This is a genomic window from Serratia plymuthica NBRC 102599 (assembly GCF_001590925.1).
Classification (GTDB): Bacteria; Pseudomonadota; Gammaproteobacteria; order Enterobacterales; family Enterobacteriaceae; genus Serratia; species Serratia plymuthica.
In genome coordinates this window covers 177,281-194,321 of record NZ_BCTU01000014.1, presented here as the reverse complement: position 1 = coordinate 194,321, position 17,041 = coordinate 177,281, and the positions used below count along the sequence as shown (strand labels likewise).

At 55.4% G+C, this 17,041-nt stretch carries 16 protein-coding genes and 2 pseudogenes; 8 read left to right on the top strand and 10 right to left on the bottom strand.

Annotated elements, in window-relative coordinates:
• Positions 1 to 32 precede the first annotated feature (32 nt).
• On the bottom strand, positions 33 to 536 hold the full coding sequence (gene tpx, locus SPL01S_RS11265) for a thiol peroxidase (RefSeq protein ID WP_006319550.1): 504 nt from the start codon (positions 534 to 536) through the stop codon (positions 33 to 35).
• 223 nt (positions 537 to 759) lie between these two features.
• Here tpx and ycjG point away from each other — a divergent pair, with 223 nt between their 5' ends.
• Complete coding sequence (gene ycjG, locus SPL01S_RS11260) at positions 760 to 1,740, top strand: L-Ala-D/L-Glu epimerase (protein ID WP_063199772.1); 981 nt, start codon at positions 760 to 762, stop codon at positions 1,738 to 1,740.
• On the opposite strand, the gene mpaA is transcribed toward ycjG, so the two are convergent.
• A complete protein-coding gene (gene mpaA, locus SPL01S_RS11255) occupies positions 1,737 to 2,444 on the bottom strand; it encodes a murein tripeptide amidase MpaA (RefSeq protein ID WP_063199769.1) in 708 nt (235 codons plus the stop codon). The two genes, ycjG and mpaA, sit on opposite strands and share 4 nt — an antisense overlap.
• Before the next feature lie 207 nt (positions 2,445 to 2,651).
• On the opposite strand from mpaA, the gene SPL01S_RS11250 reads away from it, so the two are divergent.
• The gene (locus tag SPL01S_RS11250) at positions 2,652 to 3,002 is read left to right on the top strand and encodes a hypothetical protein (RefSeq protein WP_004945080.1); all 351 of its coding nucleotides are present in this window, start codon (positions 2,652 to 2,654) and stop codon (positions 3,000 to 3,002) included.
• 158 nt (positions 3,003 to 3,160) lie between these two features.
• Positions 3,161 to 4,795, top strand: coding sequence for a peptide ABC transporter substrate-binding protein (locus SPL01S_RS11245; RefSeq protein WP_062870996.1), 1,635 nt, complete (start codon positions 3,161 to 3,163; stop codon positions 4,793 to 4,795).
• A 75-nt stretch (positions 4,796 to 4,870) separates the two neighbouring features.
• Here SPL01S_RS11245 and SPL01S_RS11240 read toward each other — a convergent pair whose 3' ends face one another.
• Positions 4,871 to 5,932, bottom strand: a complete 1,062-nt coding sequence (locus tag SPL01S_RS11240; RefSeq protein ID WP_063199766.1) for a hypothetical protein — start codon at positions 5,930 to 5,932, stop codon at positions 4,871 to 4,873.
• 145 nt (positions 5,933 to 6,077) lie between these two features.
• On the opposite strand from SPL01S_RS11240, the gene zntB reads away from it, so the two are divergent.
• Complete coding sequence (zntB, locus tag SPL01S_RS11235; RefSeq protein ID WP_062870994.1) at positions 6,078 to 7,061, top strand: zinc transporter ZntB; 984 nt, start codon at positions 6,078 to 6,080, stop codon at positions 7,059 to 7,061.
• A 218-nt stretch (positions 7,062 to 7,279) separates the two neighbouring features.
• Here zntB and SPL01S_RS11230 read toward each other — a convergent pair whose 3' ends face one another.
• The 3 genes and pseudogenes from SPL01S_RS11230 to SPL01S_RS25695 all read right to left on the bottom strand — a co-directional run.
• On the bottom strand, positions 7,280 to 7,678 hold the full coding sequence (locus SPL01S_RS11230) for a VOC family protein (protein WP_004945067.1): 399 nt from the start codon (positions 7,676 to 7,678) through the stop codon (positions 7,280 to 7,282).
• A gap of 142 nt (positions 7,679 to 7,820) precedes the next feature.
• A complete protein-coding gene (gene ttcA / locus SPL01S_RS11225; protein ID WP_063199761.1) occupies positions 7,821 to 8,759 on the bottom strand; it encodes a tRNA 2-thiocytidine(32) synthetase TtcA in 939 nt (312 codons plus the stop codon).
• Between the two features lie 17 nt (positions 8,760 to 8,776).
• Positions 8,777 to 9,263 (bottom strand): annotated as a pseudogene (locus SPL01S_RS25695) (tyrosine-type recombinase/integrase); the annotation flags it as partial.
• Between SPL01S_RS25695 and SPL01S_RS25240 the strand changes: the two are divergent.
• Positions 9,226 to 9,363 carry a hypothetical protein gene (locus SPL01S_RS25240; RefSeq protein ID WP_155729008.1) on the top strand — a complete coding sequence of 46 codons (138 nt, stop codon included), beginning with the start codon at positions 9,226 to 9,228 and terminating at the stop codon, positions 9,361 to 9,363. The pseudogene SPL01S_RS25695 and the gene SPL01S_RS25240 overlap by 38 nt on opposite strands.
• A gap of 143 nt (positions 9,364 to 9,506) precedes the next feature.
• On the opposite strand, the gene SPL01S_RS25235 is transcribed toward SPL01S_RS25240, so the two are convergent.
• A complete protein-coding gene (locus tag SPL01S_RS25235; RefSeq protein ID WP_147424935.1) occupies positions 9,507 to 9,980 on the bottom strand; it encodes a hypothetical protein in 474 nt (157 codons plus the stop codon).
• A 157-nt stretch (positions 9,981 to 10,137) separates the two neighbouring features.
• Positions 10,138 to 10,266 carry a hypothetical protein gene (locus SPL01S_RS25690; protein WP_255212458.1) on the bottom strand — a complete coding sequence of 43 codons (129 nt, stop codon included), beginning with the start codon at positions 10,264 to 10,266 and terminating at the stop codon, positions 10,138 to 10,140.
• A 324-nt stretch (positions 10,267 to 10,590) separates the two neighbouring features.
• Here SPL01S_RS25690 and SPL01S_RS25840 point away from each other — a divergent pair.
• A pseudogene (locus SPL01S_RS25840) lies at positions 10,591 to 10,698 on the top strand (hypothetical protein); the annotation flags it as partial.
• 39 nt (positions 10,699 to 10,737) lie between these two features.
• Here the strand turns inward: SPL01S_RS25840 and SPL01S_RS11220 are convergent.
• Positions 10,738 to 11,451, bottom strand: a complete 714-nt coding sequence (locus SPL01S_RS11220; RefSeq protein ID WP_063199757.1) for a B3/B4 domain-containing protein — start codon at positions 11,449 to 11,451, stop codon at positions 10,738 to 10,740.
• A 43-nt stretch (positions 11,452 to 11,494) separates the two neighbouring features.
• Between SPL01S_RS11220 and SPL01S_RS11215 the strand changes: the two genes are divergently transcribed.
• Positions 11,495 to 12,097: a helix-turn-helix domain-containing protein gene (locus SPL01S_RS11215; RefSeq protein ID WP_062870991.1), complete on the top strand. Its 603-nt coding sequence runs from the start codon at positions 11,495 to 11,497 to the stop codon at positions 12,095 to 12,097.
• Between the two features lie 68 nt (positions 12,098 to 12,165).
• On the top strand, positions 12,166 to 13,407 hold the full coding sequence (locus SPL01S_RS11210; RefSeq protein ID WP_062870990.1) for an alginate lyase family protein: 1,242 nt from the start codon (positions 12,166 to 12,168) through the stop codon (positions 13,405 to 13,407).
• 4 nt (positions 13,408 to 13,411) lie between these two features.
• Here SPL01S_RS11210 and nifJ read toward each other — a convergent pair whose 3' ends face one another.
• Complete coding sequence (nifJ, locus tag SPL01S_RS11205) at positions 13,412 to 16,945, bottom strand: pyruvate:ferredoxin (flavodoxin) oxidoreductase (protein WP_063199754.1); 3,534 nt, start codon at positions 16,943 to 16,945, stop codon at positions 13,412 to 13,414.
• Positions 16,946 to 17,041 lie beyond the last annotated feature (96 nt).

Genomic DNA, 17,041 nt, shown 5'->3' with positions numbered 1-17,041 from the left:
ATCAGAGCCCGCGAAAGCCGGCCCTGGTGACATTACTTCAGTGCAGCCAGCGCAGCATCGTAATCCGGCTCGTTGGTGATCTCATTCACCAGCTCGCTGTACAGCACATTGTCCTGGCCATCCAGCACCACGACCGCACGTGCAGTCAGACCCGCCAACGGGCCTTCAGCGATTTCGACGCCGTAAGCCTGTTTGAATTCTGCGCCACGCAGGGTAGACAGCGTCACTACGTTGCTCAGGCCTTCCGCGCCGCAGAAGCGTGACTGGGCGAACGGCAGATCGGAGGAGATGCACAGCACCACGGTATTATCCAGACCGCTGGCCAGTTGGTTGAATTTACGTACCGAGGCAGCGCAAACGCCGGTATCAATACTTGGGAAAATGTTCAGGACTTTGCGTTTACCCGCGAAGCTGCTTAGCGCTACGTCTGACAGATCTTTGGCAACCAGCGAGAACGCTTTGGCTTGTTCGCCTGACTGTGGCAGATGGCCTGCAACGCTGACCGGGTTGCCTTGGAAATGTACTGTCTGAGTCATTGGCTTGGTTCCTTTTACAGGTGTTTATACAAAGGGGATGAACCTAATAAAATAGCCGCTATGGCTGGGTTTGCCATTAGGTTCACGCCCTGGCGTCAGTTTAAGTCAACAATTGTGGGTTGGATATATAAAGTTTGCTAAATAGTTGTATATATTAGGTTGTGTCCAAAAAACATCCGCCCGTTAGCCCGTTTTTATACGCTATTTTCGCTCAGGAGCCGTTATGAGAAGCATGCGTTTTTACCCAGAAGCCTGGCCATTGCATACCGCCTTTGTCATTGCCCGCGGCAGCCGCACCGAAGCGAAAGTGGTGGTGGTCGAGATTGAACTGCAGGGTGTGCGCGGCATTGGCGAATGCACGCCGTATGCGCGCTATGACGAAAGCGAAGCCTCGGTGCTGGCGCAATTGGCGGAGGTGGCACCGGCTATCGAACGGGGAGTGACGCGTGAGGAGTTGCAGCAGTTGATGGCTGCAGGCGCGGCGCGCAATGCGGTGGATTCGGCGCTATGGGATCTGGAGTGCCGTCTCAGCGGCCAGAGCCGCTGGCAGCGCAGCGGTGTCACGGCGCCGGAACGCATCCTGATGGCGCAAACCGTCAGCATCGGCTCGCCGGAGGCAATGGCGTTCGCCGCACGCGAACTCGACCAGCAGGGCGCACGGCTGTTGAAAATCAAGCTGGATAATCACCTGATCAGCGAACGGTTGGTGGCCATCCGCGCAGCGGTGCCGGAAGCGACGCTGATCGTCGATGCCAACGAGTCCTGGCAGGCGGAAGGCCTGGCTGCGCGTTGCCAACTGTTGGCGGATCTGGGAGTGGCAATGTTGGAGCAGCCGCTGCCGGCCGCCGATGACGGCGCGCTGGAGAACTTTATCCACCCGCTGCCTATTTGTGCCGATGAGAGTTGCCACACCAGTCGCGATCTGCCGGCGCTTATCGGCCGCTATCAGATGGTCAATATCAAGTTGGATAAAACAGGCGGCCTGACGGAAGCGCTGATTTTGGCTAAGCAGGCGCGCGAGCAGGGGTTCGCCATTATGCTCGGCTGCATGTTGTGTACTTCACGGGCGATCAACGCGGCGTTACCCCTGGCCCCAGGGGCGCGTTTTGTGGATTTGGATGGCCCGACCTGGCTGGCGAAGGACGTCGACGCGGGGCTGGATTTTGACTATGGGGCGATCAATCTCGCCCCAAGGCAGAATTAATCCTGGTAGGTCAACAGCTCTACCATTGCATCGAGATAGCTCTCGCTGGCGGCATCGGCGGAGATCGGCGGGAATTCGGCGGTAATGCAGGGCAGCGACAAATCGGCGCACCAACTGCCGAACGAACCCGGCGTCTCGTAACCCACGCTGGTGACCAGCGGTAAAGCCAACTTATGTGAAAGCCAGACACCGAGTTGGGAACTGGCGGGATCTTCAATGCAGGCCAAGGGTTCGTGAAACGACACCACCCAGTGCGGTTTCAACCGGTGAATCAGGTGGCACAGCGCCTGGGTTTCCGGTTCTGAACCGGGGCGGCCGCCGGTTGACAGCTTCACATCCCGCGCCTCCGCTGCGCTGTTCCAACGATAAACCGTATCGCCGGAGCGCCAGTTGGCGGCAGGGAAGTTACGGTTCAGGTCAACGCCGTTGGCATTGGCGCGCAACCCCAGTTGGCACCCGTCGGGATTGACCGCCAGTATCACGTGATGGCGCAGCCGGTTTGGCGCAATGCTGCGTAGCGCACAAGAAAGGGTGACGATAGCGGCTCCCTCGTCACCGTGGGTACCGGCGATGATCAGCCCGGTTTCCGGCCCGCTGATGGCTGCGGGGAAATAAAGCAGCGGCGCCCCTAACAGCGAACTGCCGTAATTCTCTCCTGCAACGGCCAATTGGCCACGTTCACTGCGCGGTCGATGCTGGATCATGGTGTTGTCCCTGAGTTAAATGTCGAGAGTCATTATCATTTTATTCAGTGTATTACGCTTTGGCTTATCTTTCCCAGAGCTATTGTTTCACCTTTGCCTGATATGTGAGCTGTGCATTGGCAAAGGCAACAATAAAACCGCGCCGGTCATTTCGCTGTTGTTATACTATCGGCAAAGCTAACCCAATAACCAAGCAGGGGATTTAACATGCCAGTAGCCAGAATAGTTGCCAGCTATAGCGAAAATGAAAAGGATACCATCACGCTGCTGTGCGGCGTGGATGAGGAAAACCAGATCCGTCAGGGGGAATGGTTCGGCGTGGTGAAAAATGATGACGGGCGTGGCGATGAGTCCAATTATCCCTTTACTCTGCACGTCGACTACCAGAAAAACACCTTCTATCTCGACTATGGTTATGACGATGCCGAGTCGCGCCAGATGCAAAAAACCGATATATATTCTAAACCGCTCGCCGAACAAAGCTTCTTCACCATTTTCGACGAGGAAGAGGGCGAAGAGTTCAGCTATCGTATCAACAGCATTCACCTGTACGACTAACTCTCCCTGAGACAAAAATGCCCGTGTCGACGTTGTCGCACGGGCATTTTTTATTGTCTGGCCCTCAGTTTTTGCATCTTGTCCGCCCTGGGCTATAGGTGAGAGGGATCTTGTGCTATATGATAAAAAATTCAGATGGTTAACGGGGATGAATCAGAATGACGAGAAGAAAAATTCAGCAAGGTTTTCGTTTGGCGTTGTGTGCAGTGGCTATCGGCGCAGGATTGAGCAGCGCGATGGCGGCGCAGGTTCCCCCAGGCACCACTCTGGCGGAAAAGCAGGAAATCGTTCGTCATATTAAAGATGAGCCGGCCTCACTGGATCCGATCAAGGCCGTGGGCTTGCCGGAGGCGCAATTGGCGCGTGACCTGTTTGAAGGGCTGGTGAATCAGGATGCCAACGGCAAGGTGATCCCCGGCGTCGCCACCCGTTGGCAGACGACTGATAATCAAACTTATATCTTCACGCTGCGTAAAGATGCGCGCTGGTCAAACGGTGACCCTGTAACGGCGAAGGATTTCGTTTATAGCTGGCAACGCCTGGTTGAGCCGAAGAACCTGTCACCCTTTGCCTGGTTTGCCCAACTGGCCGGCATTCAGAACGCCGACGAGATCATCGCCGGCAAGCTGCCTGCCGATAAGCTGGGTGTAACGGCATTGGATGACTACACCTTTAAAGTGCAGTTGAACAAACCGGTACCGTACTTTGTCAGCCTGACCGCCAACTTCAGCCTGTTCCCGGTGAACCGGTCGGTGGTGGAGAAATTCGGCAATGACTGGACCAAAGTCGGCAACCTGGTGGGTAACGGTGCGTTTAAACTGCAAGAGCGGGTGGTCAATGAGAAACTGGTGCTGACGCCAAATGAACACTATTGGGATCACGCGCATACCGTGCTGACCAAAGTGACCTTTGTGCCGATCAACCAGGAGTCCAACGCCACCAAGCGTTATCTGGCCGGCGACATCGATATCACTGAGTCCTTCCCGAAAAACATGTACCAGAAGTTGCTGAAAGACATTCCGGACCAGGTTTATACCCCGGATCAGCTCGGTACCTATTATTACGCCTTCAATACCCAACGTGCGCCGACCAACGATGTGCGAGTGCGTAAAGCGCTGTCGTATGCGATCGACCGTAAAATTATCGCCGAAAAAGTGCTGGGCACCGGTGAGAAGCCGGCCTACCACTTCACGCCGGACGTCACCGCCGGGTTCAAACCGGAAGTGAGCCTGATGCAGCAGCAATCGCAGGCGGAACTGAATGCGCAGGCCAAGGCGTTGATGCAGGCCGCCGGCTACGGCCCAAATAATCCGCTGAAACTGACGCTGTTGTACAACACTTCGGAAAGCCATCAGAAAATCGCGATTGCCGTGGCGTCGATGTGGAAGAAAACGCTCGGGATTGACGTCAAGCTGCAAAACCAGGAATGGAAAACCTACATCGACAGCCGCAACACCGGTAACTTCGACGTCGTGCGCGCTTCCTGGGTGGGTGATTACAACGAGGCATCGACCTTCCTGTCGCTGCTGAGCTCTTCCCACAGCGGCAATATCGCCAAATTCAAGAGCGCCAAGTATGACAATCTGCTGGCGCAGGCCAGCCGGGAAACCAACGCAAAGGCCCTGACGGCGGATTACAATAAAGCGGAACAGATCATTGCGGAACAGGCGCCGATCGCGCCAATTTACCAGTACACCAACGGTCGCCTGATCAAGCCCTGGGTAAAAGGCTACCCGATCACCAACCCGGAGGACGTGGCCTACAGCCAGACAATGTATATTTTGCAGCATTGATCTGCCGCGTTTGCTACGTATTTTTATCAGACCCCGCTAATGGCGGGGTTTTATTTTTGGGCGGAACGATGGCGGTTATGGCGCCACAAACAACGCCCTACGCGCAATGGCGGATGGAAATACGCAAGACACATCGTGCGCGCAGTTGGGGACGATCAGTAACTGACGTTTGGTGCCAGGGGCGATAAAACGCCGATCGTAAGCCGCATAGGCGATGCCGCGTTGCAGACGGTAGGGGCCCTGAGCCTGCGCGGCGCAGGATTTGTCGAGTATTTTGTAGAAGGTGCCGGGTGCGTTGCCGGTATCTTTTCCTCCCTCAATATAAGTGATGTCCGCCGCGGCATAGCGCTGACGCACCGTCTCGCGGGTTTGGCCATGAAAAGCGGGGATATCTTCCATACCGTATTTCCAGTGGTTTAGGGTTGGGCACGAGTCGGTGTTAACTTCCGTCCAGGTAAAGTCGCAACCTTTTTCCTGACTGCAACTGAGCCAGTCGATAACCGGCTGCGGGCGCAGGCGATCGAAGTAAAGCCAACTGCCGGGGTCGGAAACGACAAAACGCACGCTCACGCCGGTGGGCGGTTCCGCAAACCCGACATAATGCTGCACGAACTGCGCGCCGGCGGAAAATCCAGCGACAGTGACCCACCGCAACTGCGGCCATTTGGTTTTCAGTTCGGCGATCAATTGGTCAAGTGCGGCAAACGAGCTGACCTTTGACTGTAAATCCAGCCCACCCTCGATCCAGGAGCTGCAATTCCACAATGCATCACCCGGCTGCGCCGCAGGAACACCGGGCGAATGGCAGCGCCTGGCCTGCGCGGTGGGAACCGGATAGAGCGGTGCAACCAGTAAAGTATCGTCGATTTTACCTGCCAGTCGTGCCGCTTTTAGCGCCGCAGCCAGCGTTTTCCCGGCATCTCTGGGGTGGCCGTGCAGCACGATTAATGCGGAATGCGGTGTTCGTCCGTGGGTTTTGGCGACGTAGTAAGGCAAATTACCCGCCGAGTCGCCGAGCTTGAGTTGATAGGCATCAGCGATACCCTCGAGCGGGCCCTGTGCGGCAAACAGCGGATAGAATGGCGCAGGAGCAAGCGTCAAAATAGAGGCCAACAGTAATCTCGATGCGTATTTCATGGGTACCAGGCTGAACGTTGGTCGTTATTCACCCATGTTAGCGCATAAGGTACGAGTCAGGGGTAAGCATCAAGCGGCTTTATCTTTGAGTCGCAAAACATTAACGCTAGACTCTGGTGTAACTGAAAAGCGAAGGGGATAAGGAATGGATGTCATTGAGGGGCGCGAGTTACAGGTTCCTGATGCGGTGTATGCCTACCAGCTAGACGGCAAAGGTGGCGTAACATCGATTGACTACGATGATAAAATCACCTGCGATGAGCCTTGCTGGCTGCATCTGGATTATGCGCACCCGGCCAGCGCTGAATGGCTGAACACTACGCCGCTGTTGCCGGATGCGGTAAGAGAAGCGTTATCAGGGGAAAGCTCACGCCCGCGGGTCAGCCGCTTGGGCGATGGCACCATGATCACGTTACGCAGTATTAATTTCAACGCCAACTCACGGCCGGATCAGTTGGTGACCATCCGCGTTTACTTGACCGATAAACTGATCGTCTCCACCCGGCACCGTAAGGTGTACTCTATCGATCAGGTGGTGAGCGATCTGCAAAGCGGCGCCGGGCCGACCAACAGCGGCAACTGGCTGGTGGAGGTTTCCGATGCGCTGAACGATCACACCAGCGATTTTATCGAGGATCTGCACGATAAGATCATCGATCTGGAAGATGCGCTTTTGGAGCAACAAATCCCGGAGCGCGGGCAGTTGGCGCTGATCCGTAAACAACTGATTGTGTTGCGCCGTTACATGGCACCGCAGCGCGACGTATTTTCCCGGCTGGCGAGCGAGCGGTTGCCCTGGATGAACGATGACGACCGACGCCGTATGCAAGATGTTGCCGACCGGCTGGGGCGCGGTCTGGACGATCTGGATGGCAGCATTGCGCGTACCGCGATCCTTTCCGATGAAATTACCACCGTGATGGCTGATGCCATGAACCGCCGAACTTACACCATGTCGCTACTGGCAATGGTATTTTTGCCCACCACGTTTTTGACCGGACTGTTCGGCGTTAACCTGGGCGGCATTCCCGGCGGGGGCAATCCCTTTGGTTTTGCCACGTTTTGCCTGATGCTTACGGGGTTGGTGCTCGGCGTGGCCTGGTGGTTGAAACGCAGCCGCTGGCTGTAGCCAAAAAAGCGCGAAAACCCGGTTAACATTGAGCGATATCAACTTTTGCCGGGTGGAAATGGGGCATGATCTCTCTCGCAGGTGAATGCAACGTCAAGCGATGGGCGTTGCGCTCCATAATTGTCTTACTTTCTTATATTTAGAATTGCTGCATAGCACATTGATTCATACGATGCCGGTCTAACCACCGGCATTTTTTTGTCTGCAGCTTACCGCCTTCAGGCCGCGCTTTCGTCCCAGAAACTGGCCTCGATTTTATGCCCGTCCAGATCGCGAACAAAGCACCCGTAATAGGCTTCGCCATAGTGTGGTCGTGATCCTGGGGCTCCTTCATCTTTCGCGCCGGCCTGCAGCGCCAGCCGGTAAAACTCATCGACCTGCTGCTTGCTGGTGGCGAAAAAACCTACGTGCACGCCGTTACCGGTAGAGGCGGGTTGGTTATCGATCGGCACCTGCAACCAAAACTCCGGGTAATCACGGCCATAACCAATAGCGCCGGGGTGCTCCAGCACTCGCCGGCAGCCCAATGCGGAGAGCGTACTATCGTAAAACTCGGCGGCGGCATCGAAATGATTGGTACCCAGGGAAACGTGGGATAAGCAGGGGGTAATGTTCATCGGCAATCTCCTTATGACTGTATGAATACACAGTATAGAGGAAAGGCGGCGCTGTCCGATAAATTATGCTGAAATTGTGAGCAGGATCGAAAACTGTCGGGAGGAAAGAACGCCGCCCGCAGATAACGGGCGGCGCCAGGGCTTACTTGATTTCGAGAACGTTTAAACGCTCCAGCGCCGGTGCAGTTTCGTCTGCATCCTCCGGCTGCCAACCGATCGGTTGCATCGGAATATCTTCGCGATCAAAGGCCAGATCGCCACCGCCTACCACTTCGCTGCCGTGGTGAATGCCTTTGAAATCAAACAGGTTGTAATCGCTCAGGTGTGAAGGCACCACGTTTTGCATTGCGCTGAACATGGTTTCCAGACGGCCCGGATAGCGTTTATCCCAATCGCGCAGCATGTCGCCAATCACCTGACGCTGCAGGTTGGGCTGTGAACCGCACAGGTTACACGGAATAATGGGGAATTCTTTGGCCACCGAGAAACGCTCGATATCCTTTTCACGGCAATAGGCCAGTGGGCGGATCACCACATGCTTGCCATCGTCGCTCATCAGCTTGGGTGGCATGCCTTTCAGCTTGCCACCGTAGAACATATTGAGGAACAGCGTTTGCAGAATGTCGTCACGGTGGTGGCCAAGGGCAATCTTGGTCGCGCCCAGTTCGGTGGCGGTCCGGTAAAGAATACCGCGGCGCAGGCGTGAACACAGTGAGCAGGTAGTTTTGCCTTCAGGGATCTTGTCCTTGACGATGCTGTAGGTGTTTTCCTCGACAATCTTGTACTCCACCCCCAGACTTTCCAGATAAGCTGGCAGGATATGCTCGGGGAAGCCCGGCTGTTTCTGGTCGAGGTTGACTGCCACCAGCGAGAAGTTCACCGGCGCGCTTTGCTGCAGGTTGCGCAGGATTTCCAGCATGGTGTAGCTGTCTTTGCCACCGGACAGGCAGACCATGATGCGGTCGCCTTCTTCAATCATGTTGAAATCGGCGATCGCCTGGCCTACGTTGCGACGCAGGCGCTTTTGCAATTTGTTGAGGTTGTACTGCTCTTTTTGACTAACGGTTTGTTTTTCTGACATTTAAATCGTGCTCGTTTTCAATTGGGGGCACTATGGGGGCATAACATATAGACCGCGAGTTTAGCATTCAACAGGCGGTTTGGGTCATTATTCATTTCTTCCCGCTTCGCACCTTAGGCCTTGAAGACCCTATGCGCATATCATGCCCCATCTGGTTTGCGATAAAAATGGGTTCGCGCCCGCTGACAACAACCAGCAGGCAAAAGTATGTCGCGTATGGTACGGATTACGCCGCCGAATGCCAGCGCGTTTTACAGCCGCATTCCAGCGCGCTCCAATCGACGACAGAGAATAGTCGGCTTTTTGCTCACCTTTGGCCGCGCGCGGCATAAAAACGAAATGTAGCCGCTGCTTCTCCGTTTTGCCGTATTCGCGGTGATGAAAGGTGATTTCCGTCTTGGGCTACAGCGTAGTTAATAGCCGTTGTGCACGTAAAGCTTCCAACGCCGGAGCCAGCAGGGCGATCGTGAGCTTCCCAGCAGTCATCTTCGTCGGCTGGTACAACGAGGAGCACAGTCACAGCGGTATCCGCTATGTGACAGCGGGTCAACGGCGCAGAGGCGAAGACAGCCAACTGCTGGCGCAGCGAAAATCGGTCTATTGACACGCACCGATGGATTCGACCTGCTGTTTTTTGAAGAGCAGGTCGCGCCAGACACTCTGTTTGACATCGAGCCCGCTGCGGGTAATGCATACGTGGACTCTAACCGGTTTCCCGGGGAAATTTCTATTTATTCAACAAAGCCATTATGGGAGAGAAAGTGCCTTGTTTGACCTGTTCGGACTAAGCGGACCTGTCCATCCGGGGAAAGTTGTACCGTCTTTGGAAAATACGCTTATTTGCTCACTACCAATTGTTTGAAAATCAGCTGCTCCTTTAGGTGCGACAAAATTGAGTCCATTCTTAGTTAGAGTAGATCCACAAGGGTCGAGTCCTGTATGGCAAGATAGAAGATATAGTGCTAACTTTTTTTCCTTTATGATTTTACTAAATCTGATAAGATCAATGTCATCCCCTACGGTACCTGCCACCGCCAAAGGGCCATTTTTGTCTCCATGGCTCAGCAACACGAAAATGCTAGATAATTCTAATGCCAATATCGACTGCCAGAAAAAATTCGGATCGTTAGTTAATGCCGTGCAAACATATTTCTTTTTTTTCATAACATTTAAAGTATCGGTTGATGCTGAAGCTTGATCATACAAAAATAATTTGCTCATTTTTAATCTCCCGAATTAACTTTTCTCAGACAACACCCAGCTAATCACTAGGTGGTCGTTGGTTAAAGTAAAGTACGTTATTCTCTTCTCCTTTAATAGGTGAGTATTCTCCTTATCGATGATTTCGGAGTTATTGTCAAATCTGGTGTATGAACCATTAGGCAACGCTCCGATCTGATGCTTCGTTTTCCACCTGTTCGCCGTCTTTGAACGGCACGTTGTTGACGACCAGAGTCAACAGCTCATATTCGAACTCAGGACTATCAACGCCAATTTCCTGACGCAAGGGTATATCAAGAACATTTAATTTGAATGTATAAGAAGATAAATATTCAAATTAATATGGTTTCATCTCTGATATTAATCGGCTGACGGGAAATACTGGCATTTAATGCATATTCTAATTCAGAGCTATCAACGCCAATTTCCTGGTGTAGGAGTATATCAAGAACATTTAATTTGAATATATAAGAGGGTAAGTATTCAAATTAATATATTTTTGCGCACTTGTAGCTATGCGGTTTTTTTTCATTTCAGGCAAGGAAACCACATAAATAATTCAGGGCGAGCCCAACTGTGGTTTGCCGGACAAGGAGCGCACTAAGCGTGGTCGATGAAGCGTGAGCTGCTTTCGCCATCATACACGATGCGACTTGGTGATTTGCCGCATGCGTGGGTACGGATTACGCCGCCGAATGCCAGCGCGTTTTATGCATGAGCTCCAGGCATGGCCCAATGAGGAGCAAAAGCCGTCTTTTTACTTCGTTTGATGTTCTTCAGCCAGATCGAAACCAATCAGTGTCTGCTCGGTTTTTACGCCCGGCATCATCTGATGCAGCCCCTTGATCAACTCTTCACCGGCATCAAACAACGCCTGTAACGGCATGGCCGGCAGGCTCTCCAGAATAAACCACATCTTGCCGGCATCTGCGTTCAGACGGGTTCTTACCCCTTGGCGCCAGTTCCAGCGACGGCAAGTTACGCCCAGATCGTCGCGCCAGACGACTTCTCCCGGTTCCGGTGATTCATGTGCCACTTCACCGTCTTTCATCGTATCAAACAGTTCGCTTCCATCGGCAACCACCAACCTGGGTTGCCCGACATAGGCTTCAATATTTTCCCCGCCAACGGGAATGGCATAGCGAATGCTGATGGCATTATAAAGATCAACTACGGGGTCGATACTGGGTAGCGAGCCGTCTCGCATGACCCGTTTGCGCAATGCTTCTGCAGAGCAGGGGGTGCGTTTGGGTTTGGCGCCGAATCGGGTAAATACCTCACCCCAGGCGGTAAGATGAGCCTCAGCCCAGGGGGCATCACCCGCAGAAATAGAATGACAAGCCTGTTCCAAAGCCTGGCCGGCAATCCTCGGGTTGATAATGGGCGCGGCTTCAACCGCAATGCTTAAGGCTCTGAAGCCGGGCGCCACGGAGGACACTTTGGGATCGATTGACGGAAGAACTGAAAACATCTGATAATCCTATAATGACTAATTTATTTCATGGTAATGACTAATGACCAATAAAGTCAATATATCGACCGAGAACGGTGCGGACATTCAAACTGTCAATGAAGCGGTTTCAAGCACCATCAAACAGCACCGCAAAGACAAGAAATTGACGCTTGATGAGCTATCACGCAGGGCGGGCGTCAGCAAAGGGATGCTGGTGGAAATCGAGAAAGGAACCGCGAATCCGAGCATTGCCCTATTGTGCAAAATAGCGGCGGCGCTGGGCCTGTCTGTCGCCGATATCGTTAATGTCACCGATGCGCCCTCCGCTTATCTTATCGATAAAAAAGATATACCTACATTGTGGACGGGTGACTCGGGCGGAACGGCCCGTTTGTTGGCGGGGACGCGTGGGCCGAATATGATTGAGCTGTGGCGCTGGGAGATGTTTCCTGATGAGCTGTTTGCCTCCGCGGGCCACCCTCAAGGCACCTTCGAGCTGTTGCATGTTGAGCAGGGTGTTCTCAACCTGAAGGTGGGGAGCACCGAGATGATTATTCCTGAGGGTGCTTCTGCCGTCGCCAGCACCGATGTGCCGCATCATTATTCAAATCAGGGTGAGGGGAAATTGATCTTCACCATGACAGTGGCCGAACTTCACTCCTGACAGATTGCCGGTTTACCGGGTGTTATCCCAAGGGCGAGTCTGTAAGAGGTCATATGGCAGGGAGGATTATGCGCAAATTCTTGCAGGCCGGGTTATTGCTTTGTTTTACGTCGTTTGCGGCCCACGCCGCAGAGTGCTGCATTTTCTTGCAGCAATCTTCGTTGTCACAGGTAAAAGCCCATCTCAGCGGTGACGCTAACTATAAGCGGCTGCTGCAGGACGCCGACAGAGAGATACACAAACCCTTGCTCAGCGTGACCGAGAAAGGCCTGCTCCCAGCCAGCGGCGACAAGCACGATTACCTGAGCCTCGGTGCCTACTGGTGGCCGGATGCCGGCAAAGCGAACGGGTTGCCCTGGGTGCGCCGTGATGGGCTTGTGAATCCGGCCAGTAAAAATGAGCAGAGTGATGGCGTGCGGTTGGCGGAGTTCACTCAGCGGGTACAGATTCTGACGTTGGCGGGTTACTTCTCCGGGCAACAACGCTATAGCGACAGGGCGATCGCATTGATCCGCGCCTGGTTTATCAACCCGCAAACGCGGATGAACCCGAACCTCAACTACGCACAGGGTATTCCAGGGCGTGACAGCGGCCGCGGTAACGGCATTCTGGACGGGCGTTATTTCGCCACCCGCATTGTTGACAGCCTGCTGCTGTTGCGCCAGACGCCAGGCTGGACGGTGGCCGATGAAAGCCGGATGCGGCAATGGTTTGGCAGCTACCTCGATTGGCTGCTGCACAGCCCCGCCGGCAAGCAGGAAGCCGCCGCGAAGAATAACCACGGCAGTTGGTATGCCGTTCAGGTGGCGGGGATTGCCGCCTGGCTCGGGCGTGATGACGTGGTGCGGGAGATGGCGACGCTGACGCAGCATAAGCTTGATTTACAACTCGCCGTTAACGGTTCGCAACCGCAAGAATTGTTGCGCACCCGTTCGTTCCATTACAGCTATTTCAATCTGCAGGCGTTGGTGCTGATGGCCGGAGTGGCGCAGCGCCAGGGCATTGACTTGTGGCATTACCGCTCGGCGCAAGGCAGTTCGTTGTTGGCGGCGTTGGACTTTATGGCGCCTTACGCTGATGCAGGGCGGAAATGGCCCTATCCAAGCCTTGATCGGGTTGGGGTGCGCATCGTGCCGCTGTTGATTCAGACGGATAGCTTAATGAAAACAGATCGTTACCAGCCAGTGATTGAGAAGGCGAAGTTCGACGTTGCGCAATGGCAGGGAAAAGAAAACTATGTGCGCGGTGCGGTAAAAGAAGCGCAGCGGCAAAGTTGGTTGGAAGCAGGGCGCGAACCGGTCGCGCCCTGAAGGATTACTCGGCGGACGATTGTTCCGTCTTGCCGGCCAACATACTGAGGAAGTCGTACTTCTCTTTCAGCTCTTTCTCGGCGGCCTGGTACAACGCGCTGGCGACCTCCGGTTGCTGTGAGTTCAGGCGGCGGAAGCGCTGCTCTTTCAGCAGGGTTTCGGTCAGCTCGCTGTTTGGCGGTCGAGAATCCAGTGCCAGCGCGGGTTTACCCTGGTCGGCGCGGCGCGGATCGAAACGGTACAGCGGCCAGAAACCGCTAGCGGTCAGCTGTTTCATCTGATCGTGGCTAAGTGCCAGATCGTAACCGTGCTCCTCGCAGGGGCTGTAGGCGATAATCAGTGACGGGCCCGGATAGGCCTCCGCTTCCTGAATGGCCTTCACCGTCTGGTTGAGCTGTGCGCCCAGGGAAATCTGCGCCACATACACGTGGCCATACATCATCATGCTGACGCCCAGATCCTTGCGTGCCTTGCGTTTGCCGTGCTCGCCGAACTTGGTGACCGCCCCGAGCGGCGTGGCTTTCGACTGTTGGCCGCCGGTGTTGGAGTAACACTGGGTATCCAGCACCAGTACGTTGACGTTCTCGGTCAGGCTAAGGACGTGGTCCAATCCGCCAAAACCGATATCGTAGGCCCAGCCGTCGCCGCCAATCAGCCAGATGGATTTATCCACCAGATAATCGGCGTCGGTCGCCAACTGGCGGGCGTCGTTACCCTCGATTTGCGTCAACAAGCCGCGCAATTCAGCGATCTGTCGGCGGCGCGGTTCCGGCGCGATATCGTTCATTTGCAACGCGTTGACCAACGGCTCAGGCAGTTGCGGTGCCAGCGTATTCAGCAACCGCAGCACGCGGCTACGGTGCTGATCGACCGTCAACCTGAAGCCCAGACCAAATTCGGCGTTATCTTCGAACAGCGAGTTGGCCCATGCCGGGCCGCGGCCTTCGGCGTTGGTGGTGTAAGGCGTGGTCGGCAGATTGCCGCCGTAAATGGATGAACAGCCGGTGGCGTTGGCAATCAGCAGCCGGTCGCCATAGAGCTGGGTCAGCAGCTTGATGTAGGGTGTTTCGCCACAGCCGGAACAGGCGCCGGAGTATTCGAACAGCGGCGAGATCAACTGCGAAGTGCGGATGTCGATGCGTTCTATCTGCGCGGGGTCAATCTCCGGCAACTGCAGGAAGAAATCGTAATGCTGCTTTTCCACCTCAAGATTATCGAGGCGCGAAGCCATGTTGATCGCCTTGATGTCCGGGTTCTGGCGGTCTTTCGCCGGGCACACCTCTACGCACAGGTTACAGCCGGTACAATCTTCCGGTGCGACTTGCAGCACATACTTCTGCCCGCGCATATCACGCGCTTTGACATCCAGCGACTGCAAGCTGGCGGGGGCGTGCTCCATCGCCTGAGGTTGCACCACTTTGGCGCGGATGGCGGAGTGCGGGCAAGCGGCGACGCAGTGGTTGCATTGGGTGCAGAGATCCGGCTGCCAGAGCGGGATCGTCTCGGCGATATTGCGTTTTTCCCATTGGGTGGTGCCAACCGGCCAGGTGCCGTCCGGCGGGAAGGCCGAGACCGGCAGCGCATCGCCCAGCCCGGCCAGCATCGCGGCGGTAACGGTTTTGACAAAATCTGGGGCGGCATCCGAGACTATCGGCGGGCGCAGCGGGCTGCTGCCGTCGATCGGTTGCAGTGGGATCTCAATCAACGCATCCAGCGTGGCATCCAGCGCCTGCCAGTTGCGTTCGACGATCTCCTGGCCCTTGCTGCTGTAGCTGCGGGCGATAGCATCCCGCAGTTGCTGCAGTGCCACGTCGCCCGGCAGAATTTGCGTCAGTTGGAAAAACGCCATCTGCATAACGGTATTGATGCGCGCGCCGAGTTGGCACTCGCGCGCCAGTTTTGCCGCGTTGATAATATAGAAACGCGCCTGGCGCTGTTGCAGCACCGCCTGAACCTCCTGCGGCAGTCGTGACCACGCCTCGTCGGCCCCGTAAGGCGTATTGAGCAGGAAGATGCCACCGGGTTTCAGCCGTTCCGCCATCTGGTAGGTATCGATAAACTGCAGTTGATGGCAACCGACGAAGTCGGCGCGGCTGACCAAATAGGCCGAATTGATGGGCTGTTCGCTGACGCGCAGATGAGAAACAGTCAGGCCGCCGGCCTTCTTCGAGTCGTAGACGAAATACCCTTGCGCGTACATCGGCGTGCTGTTGCCGATGATTTTGATGTTGTTCTTGGTGGCGGATACGGAGCCGTCGCTACCCAGGCCGTAGAACAATGCCTCCAGCGAAGCGCGTTGTGGCAGGGTTTCTTCGCTGAGCGGCAGGGAAAGGCCGGTCACATCGTCGAAAATGCCGACGGTGAAGCGCGGGCGCGGCCTGGCAAGTTGCAGTTCGTTGAATACCGCCAACGCACAGTCCGGCCCGAACTCCTTCGAGGACAAGCCGTAACGGCCACCGATCACCATCGGCATGTCCGCGCGTTCGCCACGACTGAAGGCCTCGGCCAGCGCGGTCATCACGTCCAGATACAGCGGTTCCGCCAGCGCGCCCGGCTCTTTGGTACGGTCCAGTACGGCGATTTTCCGGGCACTTTCCGGCAGCACGCTGAGCAGGTGCCGAGCGGAGAAGGGCCTGAACAGCCGTACTTTCAGCACGCCGACCTTTTCACCGCGCGTTAACAGGGCGTCAATCGCTTCTTCGCAGGTGCCGATAGCGGAACCCATCAGGATCACTACGCGTTCGGCCTGCGGGTGGCCGTAATATTCAAAGGGTTGATAGGCCCGCCCGGTGACCTGCGCGAATTTGTCCATCGCATCAATCACATGCTGGCAGGCGCTGTCGTACCAGGGATTAGTGGCTTCACGCGACTGGAAATAAGTATCCGGGTTAGCGGAAGTACCGCGCACCACCGGGTGGTCCGGTGACAAAGCACGGCTGCGGTGGGCGTCAATCGCTTCCTGCGGCAGCATCTGACGCAGGGTATCGTCGCTTAACGGCACGATTTTGTTGATTTCGTGCGAGGTGCGGAAACCATCGAAAAAATGAATAAAAGGCAGGCGGCTGTTGAGGGACGCCGTTTGGGATATCAACGCAAAGTCTTGCGCTTCCTGGACGCTACTGGCGCACAGCATGGCGCAGCCGGTCTGGCGTATGGCCATTACGTCGGAATGGTCGCCGAAGATCGACAGCGCATGGGTCGCCACGGTACGCGCGGCGACGTGCAACACAAACGGCGTCAGCTCACCGGCCAGCTTGTACAGCGTCGGGATCATCAGCAGCAGGCCCTGCGATGAGGTGAATGAGGTCGACAACGCGCCGGTTTGCAGCGCACCGTGCACGGTGGCGATGGCCCCGCCTTCGGACTGCATTTCCATCACGCGCGGCACGTCTCCCCAGATGTTTGGGCGGCCGTCGCCGGACCAGGCATCCGCCTGTTCCGCCATGGTTGAACTGGGGGTGATCGGGTAGATGGCAATCACTTCGCTGGTGCGATAGGCGACGGAAGCGACTGCATTATTACCATCTGTAGTAATCATCGACTTTACCTTTCATTGCTCAAAAAGCTGCGAAAGTTGCCTCTCGCAGTAATTAACAAAGTCTAGCAGAGGGATATATTGGCCCTTTATCGCGTT

Bases quoted from the DNA above. Each gene is read 5' to 3' on its own strand.
- SPL01S_RS11220 (WP_063199757.1), bottom strand. From the start codon at position 11,451: ATGTTTTCAGTTCTTCCGTCAATCGATCCCAAAGTGTCCTCCGTGGCG.
- SPL01S_RS25235 (WP_147424935.1), bottom strand. From the start codon at position 9,980: ATGAGCAAATTATTTTTGTATGATCAAGCTTCAGCATCAACCGATACT.
- SPL01S_RS11210 (WP_062870990.1), top strand. From the start codon at position 12,166: ATGCGCAAATTCTTGCAGGCCGGGTTATTGCTTTGTTTTACGTCGTTT.
- SPL01S_RS11240 (WP_063199766.1), bottom strand. From the start codon at position 5,932: ATGAAATACGCATCGAGATTACTGTTGGCCTCTATTTTGACGCTTGCT.
- SPL01S_RS11230 (WP_004945067.1), bottom strand. From the start codon at position 7,678: ATGAACATTACCCCCTGCTTATCCCACGTTTCCCTGGGTACCAATCAT.
- ttcA (WP_063199761.1), bottom strand. From the start codon at position 8,759: ATGTCAGAAAAACAAACCGTTAGTCAAAAAGAGCAGTACAACCTCAAC.
- mpaA (WP_063199769.1), bottom strand. From the start codon at position 2,444: ATGATCCAGCATCGACCGCGCAGTGAACGTGGCCAATTGGCCGTTGCA.
- SPL01S_RS11215 (WP_062870991.1), top strand. From the start codon at position 11,495: ATGACCAATAAAGTCAATATATCGACCGAGAACGGTGCGGACATTCAA.
- tpx (WP_006319550.1), bottom strand. From the start codon at position 536: ATGACTCAGACAGTACATTTCCAAGGCAACCCGGTCAGCGTTGCAGGC.
- SPL01S_RS11250 (WP_004945080.1), top strand. From the start codon at position 2,652: ATGCCAGTAGCCAGAATAGTTGCCAGCTATAGCGAAAATGAAAAGGAT.
- nifJ (WP_063199754.1), bottom strand. From the start codon at position 16,945: ATGATTACTACAGATGGTAATAATGCAGTCGCTTCCGTCGCCTATCGC.
- SPL01S_RS11245 (WP_062870996.1), top strand. From the start codon at position 3,161: ATGACGAGAAGAAAAATTCAGCAAGGTTTTCGTTTGGCGTTGTGTGCA.
- ycjG (WP_063199772.1), top strand. From the start codon at position 760: ATGAGAAGCATGCGTTTTTACCCAGAAGCCTGGCCATTGCATACCGCC.
- zntB (WP_062870994.1), top strand. From the start codon at position 6,078: ATGGATGTCATTGAGGGGCGCGAGTTACAGGTTCCTGATGCGGTGTAT.